At 61.0% G+C, this 19,145-nt stretch carries 21 protein-coding genes; 6 read left to right on the top strand and 15 right to left on the bottom strand.

Annotation, left to right across the window (positions count from 1 at the left end):
* The first annotated feature begins 155 nt into the window (after positions 1-155).
* Positions 156-1,811: a fumarate hydratase gene (locus GGD62_RS07670; protein ID WP_183707833.1), complete on the top strand. Its 1,656-nt coding sequence runs from the start codon at positions 156-158 to the stop codon at positions 1,809-1,811.
* A gap of 182 nt (positions 1,812-1,993) precedes the next feature.
* Here GGD62_RS07670 and GGD62_RS07665 read toward each other — a convergent pair whose 3' ends face one another.
* The 6 genes from GGD62_RS07665 to GGD62_RS07640 form a co-directional block, all read right to left on the bottom strand.
* Positions 1,994-2,914, bottom strand: coding sequence for a hypothetical protein (locus GGD62_RS07665; RefSeq protein ID WP_018321876.1), 921 nt, complete (start codon positions 2,912-2,914; stop codon positions 1,994-1,996).
* Positions 2,915-2,928: 14 nt separating this feature from the next.
* Positions 2,929-3,225 carry a hypothetical protein gene (locus GGD62_RS07660; RefSeq protein WP_018321877.1) on the bottom strand — a complete coding sequence of 99 codons (297 nt, stop codon included), beginning with the start codon at positions 3,223-3,225 and terminating at the stop codon, positions 2,929-2,931.
* 106 nt (positions 3,226-3,331) lie between these two features.
* A complete protein-coding gene (locus tag GGD62_RS07655) occupies positions 3,332-3,886 on the bottom strand; it encodes an inner membrane-spanning protein YciB (protein ID WP_018321878.1) in 555 nt (184 codons plus the stop codon).
* Between the two features lie 12 nt (positions 3,887-3,898).
* Positions 3,899-4,474: a hypothetical protein gene (locus GGD62_RS07650; RefSeq protein WP_183707831.1), complete on the bottom strand. Its 576-nt coding sequence runs from the start codon at positions 4,472-4,474 to the stop codon at positions 3,899-3,901.
* Between the two features lie 76 nt (positions 4,475-4,550).
* Positions 4,551-4,823 (bottom strand): hypothetical protein, encoded by a 273-nt coding sequence (locus tag GGD62_RS07645; RefSeq protein WP_092262675.1) that lies wholly within the window; start codon positions 4,821-4,823, stop codon positions 4,551-4,553.
* A gap of 81 nt (positions 4,824-4,904) precedes the next feature.
* Positions 4,905-6,302 carry a carotenoid oxygenase family protein gene (locus GGD62_RS07640; protein WP_092262670.1) on the bottom strand — a complete coding sequence of 466 codons (1,398 nt, stop codon included), beginning with the start codon at positions 6,300-6,302 and terminating at the stop codon, positions 4,905-4,907.
* Positions 6,303-6,408: 106 nt separating this feature from the next.
* Between GGD62_RS07640 and GGD62_RS07635 the strand changes: the two genes are divergently transcribed.
* Complete coding sequence (locus GGD62_RS07635; RefSeq protein ID WP_092262666.1) at positions 6,409-7,140, top strand: TetR/AcrR family transcriptional regulator; 732 nt, start codon at positions 6,409-6,411, stop codon at positions 7,138-7,140.
* 48 nt (positions 7,141-7,188) lie between these two features.
* Complete coding sequence (locus GGD62_RS07630) at positions 7,189-7,821, top strand: DUF6321 domain-containing protein (protein WP_092262659.1); 633 nt, start codon at positions 7,189-7,191, stop codon at positions 7,819-7,821.
* On the opposite strand, the gene GGD62_RS07625 is transcribed toward GGD62_RS07630, so the two are convergent.
* Positions 7,818-8,423: a hypothetical protein gene (locus GGD62_RS07625; RefSeq protein ID WP_183708232.1), complete on the bottom strand. Its 606-nt coding sequence runs from the start codon at positions 8,421-8,423 to the stop codon at positions 7,818-7,820. The genes GGD62_RS07630 and GGD62_RS07625 overlap by 4 nt on opposite strands.
* A 163-nt stretch (positions 8,424-8,586) precedes the next feature.
* On the opposite strand from GGD62_RS07625, the gene GGD62_RS07620 reads away from it, so the two are divergent.
* Positions 8,587-9,153, top strand: coding sequence for an SET domain-containing protein (locus GGD62_RS07620; RefSeq protein WP_183707829.1), 567 nt, complete (start codon positions 8,587-8,589; stop codon positions 9,151-9,153).
* A 44-nt stretch (positions 9,154-9,197) separates the two neighbouring features.
* Here GGD62_RS07620 and GGD62_RS07615 read toward each other — a convergent pair whose 3' ends face one another.
* Both GGD62_RS07615 and GGD62_RS07610 read right to left on the bottom strand, forming a co-directional pair.
* The gene (locus GGD62_RS07615; protein WP_183707826.1) at positions 9,198-9,596 is read right to left on the bottom strand and encodes a hypothetical protein; all 399 of its coding nucleotides are present in this window, start codon (positions 9,594-9,596) and stop codon (positions 9,198-9,200) included.
* A 38-nt stretch (positions 9,597-9,634) separates the two neighbouring features.
* Positions 9,635-9,865, bottom strand: coding sequence for a hypothetical protein (locus tag GGD62_RS07610; RefSeq protein ID WP_177237518.1), 231 nt, complete (start codon positions 9,863-9,865; stop codon positions 9,635-9,637).
* Positions 9,866-10,158: 293 nt separating this feature from the next.
* Here GGD62_RS07610 and GGD62_RS07605 point away from each other — a divergent pair, with 293 nt between their 5' ends.
* Positions 10,159-11,541 (top strand): integrase arm-type DNA-binding domain-containing protein, encoded by a 1,383-nt coding sequence (locus GGD62_RS07605; RefSeq protein WP_183707824.1) that lies wholly within the window; start codon positions 10,159-10,161, stop codon positions 11,539-11,541.
* Between the two features lie 20 nt (positions 11,542-11,561).
* On the opposite strand, the gene GGD62_RS07600 is transcribed toward GGD62_RS07605, so the two are convergent.
* From GGD62_RS07600 to GGD62_RS07575, 6 genes are all read right to left on the bottom strand, one after another.
* A complete protein-coding gene (locus GGD62_RS07600; protein WP_143109171.1) occupies positions 11,562-11,726 on the bottom strand; it encodes a helix-turn-helix domain-containing protein in 165 nt (54 codons plus the stop codon).
* Positions 11,727-14,138: 2,412 nt separating this feature from the next.
* A complete protein-coding gene (locus GGD62_RS07595) occupies positions 14,139-14,300 on the bottom strand; it encodes a hypothetical protein (RefSeq protein WP_183707823.1) in 162 nt (53 codons plus the stop codon).
* A gap of 244 nt (positions 14,301-14,544) precedes the next feature.
* Complete coding sequence (locus GGD62_RS07590) at positions 14,545-14,805, bottom strand: PepSY domain-containing protein (protein WP_183707821.1); 261 nt, start codon at positions 14,803-14,805, stop codon at positions 14,545-14,547.
* Positions 14,806-14,833: 28 nt separating this feature from the next.
* Positions 14,834-15,016 (bottom strand): hypothetical protein, encoded by a 183-nt coding sequence (locus GGD62_RS07585; protein WP_179737866.1) that lies wholly within the window; start codon positions 15,014-15,016, stop codon positions 14,834-14,836.
* Positions 15,017-15,333: 317 nt separating this feature from the next.
* The gene (locus GGD62_RS07580; protein WP_246800011.1) at positions 15,334-16,005 is read right to left on the bottom strand and encodes a YkgB family protein; all 672 of its coding nucleotides are present in this window, start codon (positions 16,003-16,005) and stop codon (positions 15,334-15,336) included.
* 737 nt (positions 16,006-16,742) lie between these two features.
* A complete protein-coding gene (locus tag GGD62_RS07575; RefSeq protein ID WP_183707819.1) occupies positions 16,743-16,985 on the bottom strand; it encodes a hypothetical protein in 243 nt (80 codons plus the stop codon).
* Between the two features lie 448 nt (positions 16,986-17,433).
* Between GGD62_RS07575 and GGD62_RS07570 the strand changes: the two genes are divergently transcribed.
* A complete protein-coding gene (locus tag GGD62_RS07570) occupies positions 17,434-18,369 on the top strand; it encodes a 2-dehydropantoate 2-reductase (protein ID WP_183707816.1) in 936 nt (311 codons plus the stop codon).
* Positions 18,370-19,145 lie beyond the last annotated feature (776 nt).

Raw genomic sequence — 19,145 nt, 5'->3', positions numbered from 1 at the left:
GTGGGAACGGGCATTTCCACGTGCTGCGCCAATGCCTTCCCGAGCCCTGGCCGCGCGCTCTCATGCGTATCGGTCCCTTCCTTTTCCGTCCAAAATGGGCTTAGAACGCTTCTACGCGAGGGCCCGCGCGTGGCCCCAAACCCCGAGATTCGCCCATGAACGCTCCGACCGCCTTCCCCGACCCGTCAAAGCCCGTTCCGCCCTACAAGCACACCCCGCTGTTCCCGCTGGGCAAGGACGAGACGCCCTACAACAAGATCACGGCCGAGGGCGTCAGGGTCGAGAAGGTTCTGGGCAAGGACATGCTGGTGGTGTCGCGCGAGGCGCTGCGGGCGCTGTCGGAGGCGGCTTTCGGCGACATCAACCATTACCTGCGCCCCGGCCATCTGAAGCAGCTTCGCGCCATCCTGGAGGACGGCGAGGCCAGCCCGAACGATAAGTTCGTCGCGCTGGACTTTTTGAAAAACGCCAACATCGCCGCGGGCGGCGTGCTGCCGATGTGCCAGGACACCGGCACCGCGATCATCATGGGCAAAAAGGGTTGCAACGTCATCACTGACGGCGACGACGAGGCGGCGCTGTCGGAAGGCGCGCGCGATGCGTACCTGCGCCGCAATCTGCGCTACTCGCAGGTCGCGCCGCTCTCGATGTACGAGGAGAAGAATACCGCCAACAACATGCCGGCGCAGTGCGAGATCTACGCCGAAGGCGATGACGCCTACAAGTTCATGTTCATGGCGAAGGGCGGCGGCAGCGCCAACAAGAGCTTTCTGTTCCAGGCGACGCCCTCGGTGCTGACCAAGGACCGGCTGCTGGCTTTCCTGAAGGAGAAGATCCTCACCCTCGGCACCGCGGCGTGCCCGCCCTATCATCTTGCGATCGTGATCGGCGGCACCTCGGCCGAGCTCTGCATGAAGACGGTGAAGCTCGCCTCCGCCCGCTATCTTGACGCGCTGCCGACCCACGGCTCGCCCGACGGCAACGCCTTCCGCGACGTCGAGATGGAGAAGGAAATCCACAAGATGACGCAGAGCCTCGGCGTCGGCGCGCAGTTCGGCGGCAAGTACTTCTGCCACGACGTCCGTGTGATCCGCATGCCGCGTCACGGCGCATCGCTGCCGATCGGGCTTGGCGTGTCATGCTCGGCCGATCGACAGGTGCTCGGCAAGATCACCAGGGACGGCGTCTATCTCGAGGAGCTCGAGCACAACCCGGCGCAATATTTGCCGCAGGTCGAGCAGGCGCTCGGCGGCGAGGTCGTCAAGATCGACCTCAACCAGCCGATGAAGGACATTCTGGCGACGTTCTCGAAGTATCCGATCAAGACCCGGGTCTCGATGACTGGCACCATGATCGTCGCGCGCGATAGCGCCCACGCCAAGCTGCGCGAGCGGCTGGAGAAGGGCGAGCCGCTGCCGGACTACTTCAAGAACCATCCGGTCTACTACGCCGGCCCCGCCAAGACTCCCGAGGGCTACGCCTCCGGCGCGTTCGGTCCGACCACCGCCGGCCGCATGGATTCCTTCGTCGACCAGTTCCAGGCCGCCGGCGGCTCGATGGTGATGGTGGCCAAGGGCAACCGCGCCCCCGCCGTGCGTGAGGCCTGCAAGAAGTACGGCGGGTTCTATCTCGGCTCGATCGGCGGCGCCGCGGCGAACCTTGCCGAGCACTGCATCAAGAAGGTCGAGGTGCTCGAATATCCCGAGCTCGGCATGGAAGCGATCTGGCGCATCGAAGTCGTCGACTTCCCGGCGTTCATCATCATCGACGACAAGGGTAACGACTTCTTCAAGGAGTTGAATTTGGGCTGAAGCCGCGTTCCCCGGAGGCTGCGCAGCACCATAAGCGCGTTAACGCGCGTGTTCGACGCGCTATGGTGATGCGCTGCTGATCCGGGGTCCATCGGCGAAAGATGGGTCCCGGCTCTGCGGAGCAGCGCTATGCGCTGCACCGCGTCCGGGACACGAGAGCGGTGCTTGGTCGCTCTATTTCACTAACTGCAGTTCGTTACCTGATTGGAGCACAGCGCGCGCCACCAGCCGCGGACGCCGTCGTGGCTCTCGACCAGACCCCAGAAGCCGCTGCAGGCGAACAGGCGCTTCGGGCCGCCGTCACCATCGATCGGGCCGCCGAGCTCGCGCTGGGCCGGCATCCATTTCGCATCGACGAAGGGAGCCTGGAACAGCCCGCCCGCGCGCGTGTAGCCGTTGGCGTAGCTCGCGCCGACCTTGTTGGAGGCGACCCAGCCGCGCCCGGCATAGGGTTTGGGCGCGTTCCGCGGATATATCTTCTCGTCCTCGTAGTCCTTGCCCGGCGGCTTGGCGCCTTCGATCAGAAACCAGCCGTTCTTGAAGCCGATGATACGGAATTCGGTGAGCCAGCCGCCGTCGGGCGTGTTCTCGGCGCCGCCTAACTTCAAGCGGTAGGGCGGCGGCAGCGTGCCGAGCACGCGAGCCGTCGCTGACGGCTCGGCGCGCACGTTGAGGCCAGCAGGATCCTTGTCGACGGACCAGGCGCCGAGACTGCAGGGCTCGGTGCCCTCGGGCAGCTTTGCACGTCCGGCGGCGAGATCGGCGTGCAGCTTTGCGAAATCGGTCTCGTCATTGTCGGGATCGGGCTCCGCGCGCGGCTTCAACTCGGCTGACACGGCGCGTGTTGCATCCGGCGTCAGCGTGACCACGAGGGCCTGGCGCGCAGCGAACACACTTGCCGGTGTTTTCGGATCGTTCGACGTCGCCGGATAGACCGCGAGATATCCCATCGAGCCATCGGTTCGATAAGCGGCGCCGGCGACATAGCCTGCCGGGAGCAGGGCGAGCGCGCTTGCGCGCCACGCCGGTTCGGTGTCATCCGCGCGCGCCGCTTGTGTCGCGACGCACAGCATCGTCGCCGCGATGAGACGAAGCACGCGCATGATGTTGCGCGGCCTTAGGCGCGGGCGCCGGTGAACGGGAAGCTGCCCATCGGGCCGATGCCCATCTCGCCGTTGATGCTGTCGCCGGAGACGGTCCCGGTGAATTCGAGCGTGAGCGGCATCGGTTTGTCGATCGAGACCTTCCAGGAGACGTTGTCGCCGGAGACGGTGCCGTCGAAAATTTCGGTGGTATTACCTTCCGCCTGCTGCGTGCCGGTGAGCGTGCCGCCGGCGGCCTTCAGGCTCAGCGTGGTCTGGCGCTCGCCCATCGGCGTCGTCATGGTCAGATTCCAGTTGCCGTCTACGGCCATTCCCGTCTCCCGAACAAATCCCGGCGGACCGCGACGATCCGCGGCCAGTCCTTAAGCGAGCCTATAACCCAACTCGCAGCTCCTGCCTAACCCTGCGATAGGGCATTTAAGCGCGGGCTGCAGCGCGCCGGCGGCTGGTGACGATGAGCCTTAGAACGACATACTGCACGGCAAAGGCGAGGATCTTGGCACCGCCGGCCACCACCGTGAGATAGAAGGCCCACAGCTTCAGATCGCCCGTGGAAGCGACCACGATCATGCCGACGCCGATGACGAACATCAGCAGCGCCCAGGCATAGCCCGCAGCCGTCACATATTCCGGAACGGTCTCGACGACGATCGGCGGCATGTAGCGCAGCATCCAGCCGCGCTTGAGCATGATCGCGCCGATGGCGAAATGCGCAATCGAAGGCTTTGCCATCATGAAGCGGGGATCATTGGTCAGCAGAGTGATCCCGCCCAGTCCGACGACGAGCGCGAGGCTCGCATACGTCATGTAGTTGAGTTGCTGGCCCTTGATGCGGGCGTGGATCACCTGCGCGATCGCGCCGGCGATCGCCACCGACGTCGCCAGGATGACGTTGTCGGTGACGAGATAAATGACGAGGAAGAGGATGGCGGAGAAGAGATCGGAGCCGAGGCGGGCGAATACGTCCTTCATCGTCAATCCTGTTCAGCGGGTGTTGGGCAATGCGCGGGCAGGCGTACCGTACTTGATCTGGCGATACTCGGGATACCATTTTGTGAAGTAAATGGCGCTGTTGCGGGCGGCGAAGGCGACTGCAAGGCTCGACCAGAGCGGCAGGCCGGGGACGTAGAGCAGCACGAGATTGCCAGCCGCCATCAACAGCGCGGCCACGGTCCAGGCGCCGGTGATGACGTAATTGGCATAGAGAAAGCCGGGCATCGCCGCGGTCTCGGCCGGCACTGCTTCAAGCGCATATTGCAACGTGAAGGGACGGCGGACCAGCAGCGAGCCGAGCGAGATGACGAAGATGCCGATATCGACCGACAGCTTGACGCCGAGCGTTCCGAGCTGCGGGTCGAGCAGCACGAGGTAGAGGCCGATTGCGGCGAACACGATCGCCGAGCCTGCGGCCAGGGTCTTCACCGAGCGCCCGCGCGCCACATCGATTGCGACGGTGCCGAGGCAGATCGCGGAGGCCACGAACACGCTCATCGCGGCCGACGTCACCAGCATCAGGAGGCTGTAAGCGCCGTAGGGCGCAAGGATCAGGAAAATCGCCATTGCCTACCTCGGTCGGGCCGATCTTTACGATGTAAAGATCAATAATTCAGAGGCGAGGTCGGGTCAAGGGGAATCTTTACAGTGTCAAAATAACGTAGGCAACCTCCAAAAGATGAAGGGCGGCAACGGCCTGGTCGGACGCCTCGTCGGCCAATTCCGCCCAGGGCAGGCGCGACAGAATGGGGAGCGCGCAGGCGATCGCGAGGCCAAGGGCGAGCAGGATGCCGCCGTTGAAGATGCCGCCGTTGAAGATGACTTGGCCGCTCCGCCGCAGATGGATCACTTCGAATGTGAGCGCGACGCAGACCAGGGCGAGGATGGCGAGGAAGCCTGCGGTGATTGAGGGCATCTGGATACGGGCCTCTTTGGTGACACGTCCGTGCTGTGGCTCCGGGCGCGCGCCAAGTGGCGCGCCCCAGAAGGACGGGAGTTACTGCGCTCCCACCCAATTGCCGTGAAAGCCGTCGGGCACGCGGTGGCCGAGCTGCACCAGCGCGACGGGACCCGCTTCGACATCGGTGGCATTGAACACGGCGAGGTCGCTGCGGTTCTCCCGCGCCCGCCAGACCACGGCGAGCAGCCAGCCATCGCCCTCAGCCGCATCCTTCGATCGCTCGACGAACACTGGCTCGGAGATGGTGTCGCCGGCGGGCAGCAGATAATGGCCGAGACGCCTTCCGTTGCCGTCGACATGGACGACGCCGGAGAGCGCGCCGAACATCGGCTGGCGCGGATTGGCGCATGCGTACCAGCCGTGGCGATTTTTCAACCCGGCGTGGCGGTCGTCGATGCGCGGGAATTCGCCGGTGAGATCGTCGAGATAGGTCTGCTGGAAGCGATCGGTATTCCCTGAGAGATCGAAGGTCCAGCGGCAGTGCCGGGCGCGCGACTTCTCCGGATCGGTCGGCCGGCCGTCGGGATGCGGAAACAACGGCGCTTCCTCGAACTGCATGACGTCGGCGATGATGCGGTTGTCGTCCTCCCACGCGTTCATGATGTGGAAGACGTAGCAGGCTTCACCGCGAAACCAGACGATGTCCTTTGCCGCGCCGCTCCGCTTCATCACGCCGACATAGGCGCCCTTGTCCGGCTCCCAGGCATAGGGCGGCTGCCCGCGCATCGCGCGCTCCATGCTGCCGGTGATCGGCAGGATCGGAAACAGCACATGGTTCGCGGTGACGATGAAGTCGTGCACCATGCTGGCATAGGGCGCCTCGAACCGCTCGAAGCGAGTCGCCTTGCCGGCGGCATCGATCGAGCCGTAGGAGAGGGCAGGCGTCAGCGGCCCCGCCGCGTTGTAGCCGAAGAACACGAGCTCGCCGGTCACAGGATCGATCTTCGGGTGCGCCGTGAAGCTGCCGGCGACGCGGCCCTGGTAGTTGTGATAGCCGCGCGTCGCCAGCGTGCCCGGCTCGATCTCGGTCGGCAGATGCGCTTCTTCCAGCGCCAGCAGCTTGCCGGCATGGAAGATGATGTTGGTGTTGGCGACGCCGCCATCGGTGAGATCAGCCGGCGCGTCCGGCAGCTTGCGGCCGAAGCCGCCGAACAAAGCGCGGCCGGCATCGTGCTCGGCGAGCCATTTCGGCGTGCGGACCCAGCGGTTGCGATAGCTGGCGCGGCCGTTCTCGAGATGGAAGGCGTGCAGCATGCCGTCGCCGACGAACCAATGCGCGCCGGGGGAATCGAATTGCGGATTGGGACCGTTGCGATAGAGCACGCCGTGCAGCTCGCGCGGCAATTCGCCGATGATCTTCAGGAATGGCGCGTCCGCTTCAAACGGGATCGGCGCGATGTTGTTGCGGCGCTCGGCGACGGCGTCGTGCTGCACGGCGTATCCCTCCTAATCTTTACATCGTAAAGATCAGATAGCGCCGATTGCCGCATCGGTCAAGCGAAATCTTTACACTGTCAATATTGCGTCATATAGCTTGCAAATGGCCAAGACTGATCCCAAGAGCGAAACGGCGCGAAGCGCGCGTGCCCCCAGCAAGACAACGTCGAGTGCGGCATCGCGCCCAAGGCGCGGCTCGGCGAGCGCGAAGACCGAGTCGCCGTATCATCACGGCGCCCTGCGCGAGGCGCTGCTCCAAGCCGCCGAACGGGTGCTGGAACGCGACGGGCTCGCCGGTCTCACATTGCGCGCGGTGGCGCGCGAGGCGGGCGTCTCGCATGCCGCGCCGACCCATCATTTCGGCGATCTCACCGGCCTGCTCAGCGAACTCGCGGCCGTGGGCTTCCGCCAGTTCAACGCCGCGATGGCCTCGTCGTCCGACGCCGCCACCACGCCGCTCGCGCGCGCGCTGGCGCGGCCGAAGGCCTATGTCGCCTATGCGCAGGCGCATCCCGGCATGTACGGCATCATGTTCCGCACCGAGCGGCTGGATTATTCGAGACCCTCGCTGCACGAGGCCGCCGAAGCCTCCTTCGCGGGCCTTGCCAACGCCATCGGCATGATGCGGCAGGAGCAGATCAGCGAAGACGCGCTGACGCTGAACCAGGGCGCCGCGATCGCGCGCGCCTGGTCGATGGTGCACGGTTTCACCATGCTGCTGCTCGATGGACGGCTCGAGGACATCCTCGGGCGGCTGCCCGAGGGGACGACGGCCGAACGCCTGCTGGAGGCGATGCTGACGGCGCCCATCGCGGCGAAGCCGCCCGGCACCTGATCGCCACCGCGAAACGCAACCCTTGCCGTGGTCAGGCGTTGACGCCGCATGGCAAGAACACCGCGCGCGCCCTGGAAACGCTCGAATCCCCGCAAGCGGGCAGGCAAGGCCTCCAAGCATCTCAGTCCCGCGCAGAAATCGGCGGCGAAGGCGCGCGCCCGCCGCGCCGGCCGCCGCTATCCCAACCTCGTGGACAACATGCGCATGGCAGCGAAGAAGACTTCAAAGAAGAAGACCGCGAAGAAGAGCTCAAAGTCCAAAGCGTCAAAAGCAAAGTCGAAGGCTTCGGCGAAGAAGACGCGCAAGCGCACAGCGAAGAAGGCCAAGTCCCGGAAGCGCAGCGTATCCAGCCGCGAAAAAGATCCGCGCGGCGGCCTGACCGCGACGGGCCGCAAGGCGTTTGCGCGCAAGCAGGGCGCCCATTTGCGGCCCGGCGTCACGAAGAAAGAGTCGGAGATGACGCCACAGGAGATGCGGCGGAAAGGGAGCTGGGCCGTGCGCTTCTATGGTCGCACGAAACTGCCGCCGCTGGTCGATGCCAAGGGGCAGCCGACCAGGCACGCGCTGTCAGCGCATGCCTGGGGCGAGCCGGTTCCGAAGACGGTGGCGGCGGCACGGCGCATCGCGGCGAAGGGAGAGCGGCTGCTGGCGCGCTATCGGCATGCCAAGGCGAGAGGCTAGCGCATCGTCGCCAGCTCGACGGCGCGGCCGCGCGTGCCGATGATCTTCACCTCGTCCTTGCCGCAGGTAAAGCCTTGGGCGAAATCGTCCGCAGCCTTGCGCGCAAGCTCGTTGGCGGTGGGATTGGCGATCGCATCGACATAGGCGACGTGACAGACCGGGCTCGGCGGCAGCCGGGTCACGACCAGCATGGCCTTGGTGTTGGGCCGGCCCTGCTTGTCGGGATCGGCGTTATCGGCGATGTGCCAGCGCTGGATGATCGCAAACGGCTTTGGGCCCACGGTACGCCATTCGATCGTGGTCTCCGACGAATTGAACGGGGCGAACCAGACCTTGGCCGCCGGTTCCTCGGCCGCAGCCCTGCGATTGCGGCCGACCGAGACGATTTCGCGAAGATCGTCCTCGGCAATCAGCACCAGGAGGCCGTCCTTGCCCGGACAGACGCGCGTCGTGCTGCCGTCGAGATCGCTGGGCTTGCCGATCTGACGGCAATCCTTGGGCGCGGTCGAGGTGTATGTGCTGCCCACGGATTGGGCGGCGGCGCTGTTCAGGCCGATGCAGATCATCACGACAGCCAGGCCGATGCAGGTGACGTGGTTCATCATGAGGGCTTCGAGCGCAGGGAACTCCGTAGCATCAGACGTCTTCATTGTGGGCAAGGTTCAAACAGGTGTGCGATAGACCTGACAGCGGCGCGGAATCGTTCTAGAAGAGCGGCTTCGCTTGGGCTCTTCCAGCCTCGTTCGCGTCCTCCTTTACTTGATCATGTCAGCCATCTCCTCGCAAAAACCCTATCGCGTCGGCCGCTCCAAGACCGGGCTCGGCCTCTTCGCCACCAAGCCGATCAAGAAGGGCACCCGGATCATCCGCTATTTCGGACCGATCCTGGATTCGCGGATCCCCGAGCAGGACGACATCGAGAATAAGTACCTGTTCGAGCTCAATGGCCGCTGGACCATCGACGGTTCGGTGCGCAAGAACCTCGCCCGCTACATCAACCACTCCTGCCGGCCCAACGCCGAGTCCGACGTCCGGCCGCGCGAGCGCAAGGTCTTCATCCGCGCCATCAAGAACATCGAGCCGGGCGACGAGATCAATTACGATTACGGCACCGACTATTTCAAAGCCTATCTGAAGCCGATCGGTTGCAAGTGCGAGTCTTGCGAGAAGAAACGCAAGAAGCTGCGCGCCGAGGCGCGGGCCGAGCGCGCCAAGGTGAAGGCGCGCACGGAGCGCAAGGCGCAGAAGGCGGGCGCGAAAACCGCGTCCGTGAAAAAGAAGAAGCTGAACGGCAAGCACTTTGCCGGCAAGGTCGGCCGCGCCAAGGCGTAGCCGAGGCGCGATGGCCGCGACTGATGCGCGGCCAAGCCCGGGCCTCAAGCCGCCACAACGCTCGCACTTCTCCGCAATCCCACATATTGCAGCTCGGCGAACACGCCGGTGGCGATCGCCTGCGCGACGACCATGAGCGCGCCGGCAAGATTCGGCGACACCGCGCCGGAGAGCAGCAGCGCAATGCTGCCGACGGTCCAGGCCGCATTGCCGATCACGACCAGCAGCACGAGCGCCTTCGCCACCGAGGCCCGTGATGTCAGCCAGCCGACCAGCGCGGCGTAGGCGATCAGGAACAGGCCGGCCTCGCGCAGCAGCACTTCGGGCAGGTTGAACAGAGCAGCGAACGCGCTCGCGCCGAAAGTGAAGCCGAGGGCGGCAACGCCGCTGAAGATGGCGTCGGCCAACAGGGCGCGGCGCAGGAAGGTGGAAGCGTCGATCATCAGAAGTCTCCATGGTTGGGGTGGGCTCGGGGTGAAACTCAGTGCCATGCGCGCCACCAGGCGCGGAGCAGGCGGGCGATGCGGAACGGACAAAGGCTCCTGCCGACGCCGTGCTCGAAGGCTGTAACCTGCGCGAGCACGTAGTCGCCGGTCGAATGCACCAGCGGCTCCGGCATGTTGAGGCTGCGCGCCAGCATCCGCGTTGCGAAGGCCGTGGCCCAGGGAACAAGGTGGTCTGCGACGGTCCGGTAGAGCAGCAGCGCGATCATGGTCATCTCCTGTCGCCACTGAAGATGCGCCGGCCCGCGGGCCAATTCGATTACCTCGTGGGTAAGAAAGGCGCCTATTCAAGACGGTTCTAAATTGTTCGACGCTATTCGCGAGGTGCACAAAATCCCTTGAAAAACAATTGCTTCTACGTACATCGGTGTTCGTCACTGTTTGTTCTCATACGCCCCTAGTCATCCGATTTGTTGGCACTTTTGTTGGTATCTGTTGGTACGGGAAGAACAAACGTTCTTGGCAACTTTCGATATTCCGAATAAAAGGAAATCCAAAGCAGATGGCACGCAACAAGGAGGAGCACGCCGCTCCCGAACAGATCAGGACCGATGTCGACTGCCGCGTCGCCCGACCGAAGTTTGAGAACGGCGCGTGGAGAGCCACCAAGATTTCGGACGTGACTGGCGGCGGTCTCTATCTCTTGATCACGCCAGACCCGAACAGGCCGGGCAAGGCCGGCTCCAAGCTCTGGCGGATGGCCTATCGCTTTCACGGCAGGCAGAAGACCTACTCCATCGGGTCTTACGGAAACGGCAACGATGGCACCGTCTCGCTCGCCACAGCCCGCCAGAAACGTGACACCGCAAAGGCCCTGCTCGCACAAGACAGGCCGGTCGATCCCTCAATCGAAAAGCAATTCGAACGGCATCGCCAGGCAGCTGAACGCCCATTCGGCGCGTGGATCGACGAATGGCTTGCCGAGAAGAAAACCGAGAAGATCAAACGTGGCAGGCTTGTCACCGTGCGCAGTCCCGAAACCATCGCGCTACTCGAAAGATGGGCCGGCTACCTGAAGGATCGTTTCGGCAAGCTCTACCGGCCGGACATCAAGCGTCCTGACGTGCTTGCCTTCTTTCGGGCGATGCAGGCTGAGGGTAGGTTAGAGACCCGTGACCGGGTCCACAGTATCGGTGAGCAAGTCTGCGACTACGCCGACCTCGAAGGCGACGGCTACAATCCGTTCCGTGCCTGCAAGAAGCAACTCAGTGTCCACGTCTCGACACCACGCCCTGGCGTCACTGAGCCGCAGGATGTGGTTCGTCTCTTCAGGCTAATCATGCCGCCTTGGGAGAAGACGAGATTTGGCGATGTGGTCGGTGATGCCCTCCGGGTCGATGCGTTGACGGTCCCTCGACCCGGCATGATCAACGACATGGAATGGACCGAAATCGATTGGGATGCCAAGCGCTGGACCATCCCGGCGGCAAAGATGAAAACCGGATGGGACCATGTCGTGCCGCTGTCGCGGCAAGCCTTCACGATCCTACAGCGCGTGCAGCAGATCACCGGCAGTCGGCGCTACGTTTTCGCTTGTGCCAAAGACATACCGCTGTCCAGCAGAACGCTCTGTCATCGGCTGCGAACGCTCGGCATCGACACCAAGACCGAACATTGCGCCCATGGCTTCCGCACCACGTTCTCGACCCTTTGCCATCATGAGGAGGTCAATGAAGCCAAGGCGTGGGACAGCGATGTCATCGAACTACAGTTGGCGCATCTCGAAAGCGACTCTGTAAAGGCGACTTACAAACGGCATGGACCGCTGGCATTGATCGGTCCACGCACCAAGCTGATGCAGCATTGGGCGGACCGGATCGACAGCTTTGCTGATCCAAAAAAGATTGTACCGATCGAGGGAACCCATGAAAGATTGGCGAACTAGCTAGGTTAGAGCGCATCTCTTCATCCGCTCGGCTCGATGCGAGGGAGGCTCATATGATAGGCCTCGATCGAAGCGGCATCAACCATGGTCTGGCCCTCCATTTTGTAGGCGATGATTTTTCCCTTCTTGATGAGCTCGTAGGCCTTGGTCCGACCGAAACCGCCGCGCTCCAACGCCTTCTTCAACGGAATTAGAGTCCTTTTCTGAGGGGGCCCGTCTGTCGTTGTCATTGAAACCTTCCTCGTGTTCGACTGTTCATCCTTGTCCGCCGCCCAAGTCGGGACCGACATCGCGGTTCGCGCAAAAGCAAGCCGTCATCGTGCTTTGGAGCAGCGCGCCTGTCATCCGCCTCTGTGAACTTGGTTTCGACAGCCAGGTTCGCGATCGCAAGAGATGACGAATCCAACGGAAGAAGGCTCTGCGTCAATTCATGCAATCACAGCGTTGGCTCGTCATTCTAGTGAAAGTAAAGAAAGCTTCGAGCATTATGAGGTAACTGAAGGGGCCGAGCCTCATTGTGAGCCAGTGAGAATAGGAGAAGAAGAGAGGGATCATTTTCCGGTGACTGGCTTTTTGCGTCATCTATTGGTGTGACCAATTTAGTTGAACGCGCATCAAATCGCCCCTTTGTTGCTTTAAGTTGCTCAAGCTTGGCCAATGATGGATCGGGCTGGTGGACAATCGATCACGTTGTGCGATGTGTAACTAAGTATGCATATTTGGCTCAGCACGCCGGTCGCCTGTCCGTATTCTCAAGCGAACGTTGCGGCAGTATCGCGAAACTCGGATCTAGAACGGGTTTGGTAGCGAAGAGCATGATCGAGATTTCGTCGATGTCCGTGCAAGGCCTTGAAACATCGAGAGCCAGACCGCCAGCGGCCGCGCGATGCAGGCTGCCGCCCGAATGCTCTTCGTAAATGATCGGGCAGGATTTACGCAACGAATCTTCATGCGCAGCTTTGAGAAATCGCCCTGAATGGGTTTTTCAACCGATAGCCGTGCACGCATCTTGGAGACCGTTACATACGATGGGCTTTGAGTTGGTCGACGCCGTGCCATTCTCCCCGGAGAGCGCATCATTGCATTTTAGAGCGCAGTTCCGGCTTTGCCTATCGCTGCGAGGTTGGCGGAGAAAACGCAATCGCCCTTGCGTGCGCGCTCCGCGGTGATTCGATGCTCCAAATGATTTTGATAATGTTCCGGGTCGGGACCATGCTGGTCGGCAGCATTGTCCTTATATTCGAGTGGCGCGCACTGGTAGGTTATTGGCGCTTGAAGAGGCGATAACCCGCAAATTTCCCAATGGACGTGAAGTATGCCGCCTGAGTTACCTCCTCTCTTTGATCTAGCTCAAAGGGTATCGGCGTCCGCGGCGGTCCATCGGACCATGACTGAGCCCGACAAACAGACCGAGGGTAAGGAAGCCAAGCCGTCACGGTTCGGCGCGTCATCGAGGAGTACGCCGCCAACCTCCGCGAGATCATCAGGAAGCTACGCCAGAAGATGAACTAGGGCTTCGAGCCCTTGAGGGAGTAGGAACAACTGGATCAAATGGGGAAGCCGAATTGATTTTCTATTAGGAGCAACCCTTCGGCCCGTCGAACGTCGGGAACCATTACCGCACGGATCGTGGCTTTTATCGGTGATGAGAGCGCCGGTTTGCGCTCCCGCCTTCCTCTCATGGAAAGGAGCAGCGCCGTGCAGAAGGACGTCGTTTCAAACAAACCAAATCCCTCGAAGAGTGCCTTGCTGAAGAAGCAACCGAGCTGCGCAAGGTGGCGGCAACCCTTGCCCCTGGTCCCGAGCGCGATAGCGTGCTGCGGAAGGCCCGCCAGGACGTAACCGCCGCGCACGTGACCGAGTGGCTCAATTCGCCCGGCCTCAAGCCGCCGACTTAAGCGCTGCCGTTGTGCGGAAAGAGCTGATCGAGAGATGCCGCAAGAGAGCGAAAGATCGCCGCTCAAACGCTAGGTACGCCCGATGCGACTTTGATGAAGCTGCGTGGCTGGACCTCGCTGACGACTGGACCAGACTGGCGGAAGCCCTCGAGCACGAGGACGATCCCAAGTGGACCAACTGAACGACGGCTAATCGGACTTCCGACAGCCAGTGGAGCACGGTTATGCCGATCTTGCGTCTGATCGCGAACACCAATTTCACTCCCAAGCAACAACCCATCTTCAACTGGCCTTCAATCATGCCTTGAGGAAGCTCGGCCTGATAGATCGTAACGATCCCGTTTGTGAACTTGTCGCCAGGAGAATGATTGAACTTCACAAGCGCGGCGTCACTAGCGCCCCTGCGTTAGCCGAACTGACAGTCCGAGAAGTCGGGCCGGGTGGAGAGTGACACTCTAATCGTCCCACACGCGCTCTCCACAACTGCAGCTAAACAGGCGAACGGACCGGCCCTTGCTAGGATCGAGGACCGTTTGGACTAGCGTAGGGATGGTCCGGCACTTAGCGCACTTTGGTTCTGGGATATTCTTTTCAGATTCTGGGTGATTATTTTCAGCTTCTGACATCGGCGGTGTGTAGCACGATCGATCCCCTGAGGGGAGTGGACGGTCGCCCTTTGAGGCTAGGCTTCGGAACCTTTCAGGAAAGCACAATGCAACCTTTTCCATCGTCTTCTTCGGTTGGCTCGGCGGTCTGGCTGCCTTCATTGTCCTCGAAGGTTGCCTGCTTGCGGTCGATTGGTTGGTACCGAGCAAGGACGATGCTGCGGCCGTTGTCCGCTGACTTGACGAAACCGAACATGCAGCACAGAGGGAGTGAACATGTCGTTTTTGCTCCCCTTTCGGTGGAGGCCTGATTGGTCCGTTTCTAGCCCTTAGCTGACTTTCGCTCTTGGTCTCGCACTGTCCGCTTTCGAGAGTTGAGCCGATATTGGCGATGCGAGCTGCCGAGGGCGGCTTGTGGCCTTCAGCGACATTGGAAGATTGCTGCTTCTCCCCCGCTGATCGGGCTTGAGCGGACATCAGGCGGCGGCCGAGTACGCGGCCTAGTCATCCAGTTTTTCGGACGTGATCGCGCCGGTCTTGGCGTCGGCGTGAAATTCCATTCTCTGGCCATTCTTGACGCCTTCACCTTCCCATCGGCCGTCGTCGGCTTCTAATTTGGTCACCTGCGTATAGCCTGACTTGAGAGCCTTCTCGATCAATTCCTGAGCTGGCATCCAGTCCGGTCCCGGCTGATCGGCTCTCGCGAAATCCACCGCACCGAATGAAAGGGTGATGGCGAAAATAGCAGCCGCTCTATTCATGACAAAACTCCTGTTGTCTTACCGAGCCTCACTTCTTGTTCGATTTTTTCTTGGCTTTCGACTTTTCCTTAGCCTTGAGCACGTCCGCTTGGCTGCGATAAGCCTTGGCCATATTTAGGAAGTTCTGCGAGAGTTCGGCATCAGAGTAGGCCAGCGCCATGCGCTCAGCCGTTTTTGCCTGTTTCCGGAAAAACTTGGCTTGCTTCACCATCGCGCGCTCCGCCCCTCGCAGGAGTTCGAGAAAGCTTGTTGAGGCCGGGATCAATGGCATGATACCGCAGAAATCATAACACCAGGACGGGCCGAATGGGATTGGGATTATTTTCCGGAGGTGTAGCCTGCCCATTTTGTCAGCTTTGGCAAGACGAGGGCGGGCAGCAATCCGAGTATCGGATGACGATCAAAAGCCGCAACAGCTGCAATGCCGAACGACTCGCTAGTCATTTGCGTGGCCTGCCGGAGGTTGTTGAGTTTCGCATTACGCCCACCTGCGACTAGGACCCTTGATACGTTCCGGCGGTCTGGATGTCAGCTATTAGCCCCATGGCCATGCATTGTCCGCTTCCGGGCGGTGAGTGGAATAGCATCGTGGAGTTGCCCAGGGTCAGCCTTTGACCCGTAGCGGAACTCGCGTTTCCTGTGTTCGCCGAGCCTGTTGTGCTCACCAATAGGCGCGTTGTGACGCAAGCTCGCATCTGACGCGTACGGCGACGGATTGCTGCTCAACCACATCCTCGCTCTGGGCAGCGATGCAAGAAACAGCACGATGCAGACACACAACAGGACGATATCCTTGAACAGGAATTCGCCCGCCAAATTCCAAGCCATCGGATCGGACGACAGGCTCCACGTTACCACGCCGGGTGTCGTGAAGAAGAATGACCACGTGATGGCAAACGTAACAATGCCAAAAAACGAGCCAACAGCCGAGAGCATTGGATTGAATGCACCTGCCACGAGCAGCGCCGCAATCACAAACTCCGTTACGCCAAAGAAATAAGCCTCACCTCTCAAGCCGAGCACGGATAGCCAGGAGATGAAAGGACTGTTGATGATGAATTCGGCGATACCTTCTGCTGACTGAGGTGTAAACTTCTGCATTCCAAACGAAACGAAGATGACCACCATGACCCATCGCAAGAGGGCCAGCACCTTGTATGGTCCCGAACCGGTCTCGGCAACATTGAACGCTTCCTTCATCTATCCCTCGCATTCGATCAACGCGCTGTGTTCTTCCTCGTCACAGGCTACTGGCTAATACCCAGGCTCGATTGGCTCGTTACGCGCGGGTCCTTCGACGAAGGGTCACGATTTTGTGCGGATCAGGTGGGAATAGAAGTACGCCACGACCCGTAGAGCGGACCGCTTCTGGCCCTTAGCCGAACCATGGTAATCACGTCGTGATGTCCGTTATCGTCGGTAGAGCAGACGTGGGGCCGCTCTCGCCCGACGACCGCTTGTGACCCATATCGGACTTACTGCCGTTCTCAATTTGTATATCCGATGGACTAGGCTTACCCGGTAGGGGAACCGATCTTACCTTCCGGCGAGGTCAACCAATCGCTTAGATGCGCGCCGGTCTCAGCAATCCTGGCTCGCTTAAGCAAGCCCTCACGTTCCGCACCAGCGGGCAAGTGGCTGGGCCCGCTCTTTGACAGCCACCCAAGTAAGGGTGTCGGGAAAACCGTCCAATTTGATACTTAGCGGCATTGACAGAGCACGCGGTGTTTCGATGCTCCAAATGATTTTGATAATGTTCGGGGTCAGGACCGTGCTGGTCGGCAGCATAGTCCTCACATTCGAGTGGCGCGCGCTGGTAGGTTATTGGCGCTAACCCGCAAATCTCCCAATGGACGTGAAGTAAGACCGGACAGAGGCCGCCGAGCTAAGCTTGACCTGTGCGCGCGAGGGCGGCAGAGCGCGCAGGCAGAACGCTTTCATACATTTCCTTTCCAGATCAGCCATCGGTAGACGCCGAACACGTTGATAAGTGTCACCACCACGTTTTGCACCATCAGCGCATATTCCGCCGTTAGATAGCCGACGAGGATCCAGATCACCGATGCACCGCTCAGTACGACGAAGGCCCAGCCGGTAATGAGTGGCCGCGCCCGGGCAGCTAGGATCAGCCCGGCGCCGATCGTGCCGACTGTCGCCACCCAACGCAGGATTTCATCCATGACGCGTGTGCTCCCCGAAAGCCGACGTCGGAGCGTCGCTCCGCGATTTGCCTATACGGACGCAGTCACAGGCAGGCCGCCGGAGTGGAACTTTCCGTCTCGTGCGCCGACCACCATGCGAACCCCGCCCGAGCGACTTGGCCCCACAGTGGCGGCGGAAGGTCAGGGTACCACTGTGGTGATCCCGTGCGGTATCAACTCCGCTGCGCCGAGTTTCCATCAACCGGCGTGCTGGCACATTGCCCCGGGCTGCCGAAATGAAATCTGAGCCAAGGACTTATCTGCGCAACGAGATGATCGAATGAGCGCGGCTTCCGCTGTTAACCCCAAGCGGACCTTCACGGTGATGGCCGTTGAGGGCCGCTTGTGACCCAAAGCGGACATCGCCCTAGTCGGGAGGCGCTCAACATGCTTTGATGACCCCCAAAGCGAACGCCGGGGCAAGCAAATGCGGTACCTAGTGTTGGGCGCTGGAGGCACCGGTGGCTATTTCGGCGGCCGCCTCGCCGAGAGTGGGGCTGATGTTACGTTTCTCGTCCGCGATGGACGTCGCAAGAGCCTTTCTGAGCAAGGGTTGCGGATCGAGAGCCAATTCGGGGACGCACAAATAGCAGTCAAAACGGTGGTCGCGGCGGAGGTGGCGCCGGTTTATGACGCGGTGATCCTGACCTGCAAGGCATATGATCTCGATACTGCAGTCGCGGCAATCGCGCCCGCCGTAGCATCTAACGGCTATGTCCTTCCATTCTTGAACGGCATTGCGCATATCGACGTGCTGAATAAGAAATTTGGCCGGCACCGAGTGCTTGGTGGCACGGCAAAAATACAGGCGACGATCTTGCCTGATGGTGCGATCCGGCAGTTCAACGACTGGCGAACGCTTACCTTTGGCGAGCAATCGGGGGAGATGACGGAACGCGTGAGAGAATTGGCCACGCTGTTCGAGACTGCGAAGGGCGTGGAGGTCCTCGCGGTCGCCGATATCGTTCAACGAATGTGGGAAAAGCTGGTCCATCTCTCGACTGCAGCCGCCATGACCTGCCTCATGCGGGCAAATGTCGGCGAGATTATTCGCACCCCATATGGCCGGGACCTTTTTTTCGACCAGCTTCATTGCGGCGCTGCCATCGCTGCGGCCAACGGGCACGCGCCCAGCGCGGCCTTCATGAAATCGTGGGAGGACACGTTCTCCCAGCAGGACTCTATGTACTCCACGTCGATGTTGCGCGACATCGAACGTGGCGGGCAGACCGAGGTGGAGCACATCCTCGGCTTCATGCTTGGCAAGGCGGAGAAGGCGAAGATACCGTGCAACACGCTGTTGCTCGCCTACACCAACGTCAAGGCTTTCGAGCAACGGCGCGCCGCAGGGCGCTTGTCCTGATTGCTTTACCGATGTCCGGTTCTGGCCCTTACCCGAACCAAGGTAATCCCGTCGTGATGTCCGTTATCGTCGGCAGCAGACGCGGGGCCGCGCTCGCCGACGACCGCTTGTGACCTAAAGCGGTCGTTTTGATTTAAATCAACGCCCATCAACCGGCATCTCCTTTCTTGCTCCTGATGACGCAGTCACACAAGAGATTCAACGTCACGCTTGCGGTTCGTCGCGCGATGATCGCGACGAATGACCAGAAAGTGTTTCGCACTTATGGGCCGAACGGTAGCGCCTGGAAGTGCGAGCGCAATGGCGTCTCACCGCGCATGCTCTGGAAACTGCTCGCGAACGAACTGATAGAGGACGAGCCACAGAGGACAGTCACGACAGCCGCACCCGCAACCATCCGCATGCGCCTGACTAAGGTTGGGCTAGATATTTTAAAAGCGAGCTTAGACAGGAAAGCATGAGGCAATTACTGCCAAAGGGCTCAAATGATCTTCGACACGTGCGAGTCGGACTGCCGCAGGTGCCGGTATTAGCTGCAGACCATTTTCGCGTTTCGGTCGTGTCAGGCTGTTGTCAGCTTTCTAAGATTGAAAATTGGCTTCAGCTGCAGAGTGTTAGCTAGTTCATAATTTTGTGGTGCCCGCGAGCTTAAGCTTTTCGAGACAAACGCTCGGGAGGCAACGATGACATCCGGCTGGCTCATTGTCCTTGTGACGATCGCCTCTATCTCCTTTCTGACCGTTGTGACTTGATCATTCTTGGTGCTTGGTAGGCAG

Origin of the sequence: Bradyrhizobium sp. ERR14 (assembly GCF_014198235.1) — a bacterium.
GTDB lineage: Bacteria > Pseudomonadota > Alphaproteobacteria > Rhizobiales > Xanthobacteraceae > Bradyrhizobium.
This window is presented reverse-complemented; position numbering and strand designations above follow the sequence as displayed.